3 protein-coding genes are annotated in these 2,511 nt (G+C 57.6%); all 3 read right to left on the bottom strand.

What is annotated here, in order from left to right; translation table 11 throughout:
- Positions 1–167, bottom strand: a 167-nt coding sequence (locus tag BM205_RS23860) for a 2Fe-2S iron-sulfur cluster-binding protein (protein WP_139227393.1), incomplete at its 3' end; no start/stop codon positions are given.
- 73 nt (positions 168–240) lie between these two features.
- The gene (locus BM205_RS23855) at positions 241–1,815 is read right to left on the bottom strand and encodes a formate dehydrogenase beta subunit (protein ID WP_092417338.1); all 1,575 of its coding nucleotides are present in this window, start codon (positions 1,813–1,815) and stop codon (positions 241–243) included.
- Positions 1,812–2,315, bottom strand: coding sequence for a formate dehydrogenase subunit gamma (locus BM205_RS23850; protein ID WP_092417336.1), 504 nt, complete (start codon positions 2,313–2,315; stop codon positions 1,812–1,814). Before BM205_RS23850 ends, BM205_RS23855 begins: the two co-directional genes overlap by 4 nt.
- Positions 2,316–2,511: the final 196 nt, after the last annotated feature.

Raw genomic sequence — 2,511 nt, 5'->3', positions numbered from 1 at the left:
CTGTCGGTAGCGCACAGCTTGGGCACGCTGATGCCGGCATCCATGGCCGCACGCATGACCGAGGTGCCGGCCGGCACGTCGACGTCGACGCCGTCTATTTCCAGGGTAATCATGCGTTCGGACAAACGCTCGGGCGTACCGTAATCTATGTCGTTGAGCTGGTTCATTCTCTGTTTCTCCTGTTGGCCGATACCTGGACCCCTTGGATCGCACGCATCGGCTTGATATCTGGTAAGCGCTTCAGGCTGCCTTGCCAGCTACGGCAGGCGGCGCGCCAAAATCTTCCGGAAAGTGATTCAAGGCCGACAGCACCGGTAACGGCGTCATGCTTCCCATCGCACACAAGGAGCCGTTGACCATGGTGTCGCACAGATCGCGCAACAGATGGATCTGTTGCTGGCGCTGGTGCTGGTTTGTGCCGGAGTTAGCGATGATCTTGTCGATTACTTCCACGCCACGGGTGGAGCCGATACGGCAAGGTGTGCATTTTCCGCAGGACTCGACTACGCAGAATTCCATCGAATAACGCGCCTGCTGCGCCATGTCGACGCTATCGTCGAAAGCTACGATGCCGCCATGGCCAACCGTGCCGCCGACAGCGGCGAAGGCTTCATAGTCGAGCGGCGTATCAAACAATGCGGGTGGCAGGTACGGACCCAACGGTCCACCGACCTGCACCGCACGCATGGTCCTGCCGCTTTCCGTGCCGCCGCCGAAATCGAACAACAGTTCACGCAGCGTTACGCCAAAAGCCTTCTCCACCAGGCCGCCGTATTTGATATTGCCTGCCAGTTGCATCGGCAAGGTACCCGTTGAGCGCCCTTGCCCGAAATTCTTGTAGAACGCGGCACCTCGCGCCAGGACTATCGGCACGCTGGCCAGGGTGATTACATTATTGATCACGGTCGGTTTACCGAACAAACCTTCGATGGCTGGCAGCGGCGGTTTGGCGCGCACCACGCCACGCTTGCCTTCCAGGCTTTCCAGCAATGCGGTTTCTTCACCGCAGACGTAAGCACCTGCGCCCTTGCGCACTTCCAGCTGGAAATCCTTGCCAAAGCCGAGGATGTTTTTACCCAAGAAACCACGAGCGTTGGCGGTGACTATCGCTTCATTCAACACCGCAATCGCATGCGGATATTCAGAGCGGACGTAGATATAGCCATAGTTGGCGTTCACGGCCAGGCCCGCGATCGTCATGCCTTCAATCAGGACGAAGGGATCGTCTTCCATCACCATGCGGTCGGAAAATGTGCCGGAGTCGCCTTCATCGGCATTGCAAACGATGTATTTTTGCGCACTCTGCGCGCCCAGTACGGTTTTCCATTTGATACCCGTCGGGAAAGCCGCACCGCCGCGTCCGCGCAAGCCCGAATCCAACACTTCCTGCACGATATCAGCGCTCTGCATTGCCAAAGCGTTTTGCAAGCCCAGATAACCTTCATGCTCCAGGTAGTCGTCCAGTGAAACCGGATCGGTGATGCCGACGCGGGCAAAGGTCAGCCGCTCCTGGTTTTTGAGATAGGGAATTTCCTCAGTCAGGCCTTGGCTGAGTCCATGTTGTCCGCCTTGCAGCAAACCGGCGTCGAACAGGCTACTTACATCTTCCGGCTCAACCGGACCATAGGCGACGCGGCCTTGCGCGGTGCTGACTTCCACCAGCGGTTCCAGCCAGAACATGCCGCGCGAACCGTTGCGCACCAAGGTGATTTCCTGGCCGCGCTTACCTGCTTCTGCGACAATCGCTGCAGCAACCTCATTGGCTCCGAGTGCCAGCGCGGTGGAATCACGCGGTACGTAGATGGTGATGCTCATTGCGCACCTCGCTTGGTTTGTAACAAACGGTCCAATTTGCCGTGGCTGACCCTGGCGTGCAGCTCATCGTCGATCATGATGGCCGGGCCGCAAGCGCATTGCCCCAGGCAATACACCGGTTCCAGGCTAAATTCGCCATCCTTGGTGGTCGCGTGGAAGTCGCACTCCAATACTGCCTTGGCATGGGCTTCCAGCGCCGCCGAGCCGCGGGCCTGGCAGGCTTCGGCGCGGCAAATCTGCACCACATGACGGCCGGCCGGCTGTTGCCGAAAATAGTGATAGAAACTGATTACGCCATGTACCTCGGCGCGCGAGAGGTTCAGCTCCTGCGCAATCAAAGGTACGCTTTCGGTCGGAATATATCCGGCCGATTCCTGAATCGCATGGAGGATAGGCAGCAGCGCGCCAGGCGTTGTTTTTTGGGCAGCGATGAGGGAAGCGATGTTACTCATGACGTGACTCATGACGTGATTCATGTCTACAATTTGTTGCTTTTCCATTGCGGCTCTCCTGCGTGCCAATGCATCCGGATGACGAGTCATCCGGATGCATTGGTTTGCGACATGATGGCTAGAACTTATTTCGCGAACTTACTTGTGATCTTATTTGTACATGGTCTGAGCCATGGTTCCCGGGGCATACACCGCAGGATCGACCCAGATATTGACCACTGCACAACGACCTGTCGTTTTCACC

Origin of the sequence: Collimonas sp. OK307 (assembly GCF_900113705.1) — a bacterium.
Taxonomy (GTDB): Bacteria; Pseudomonadota; Gammaproteobacteria; order Burkholderiales; family Burkholderiaceae_D; genus Collimonas.
Note: the sequence above shows the minus strand (reverse complement) of the source record. Positions and strands in the feature narration are given on the sequence as shown.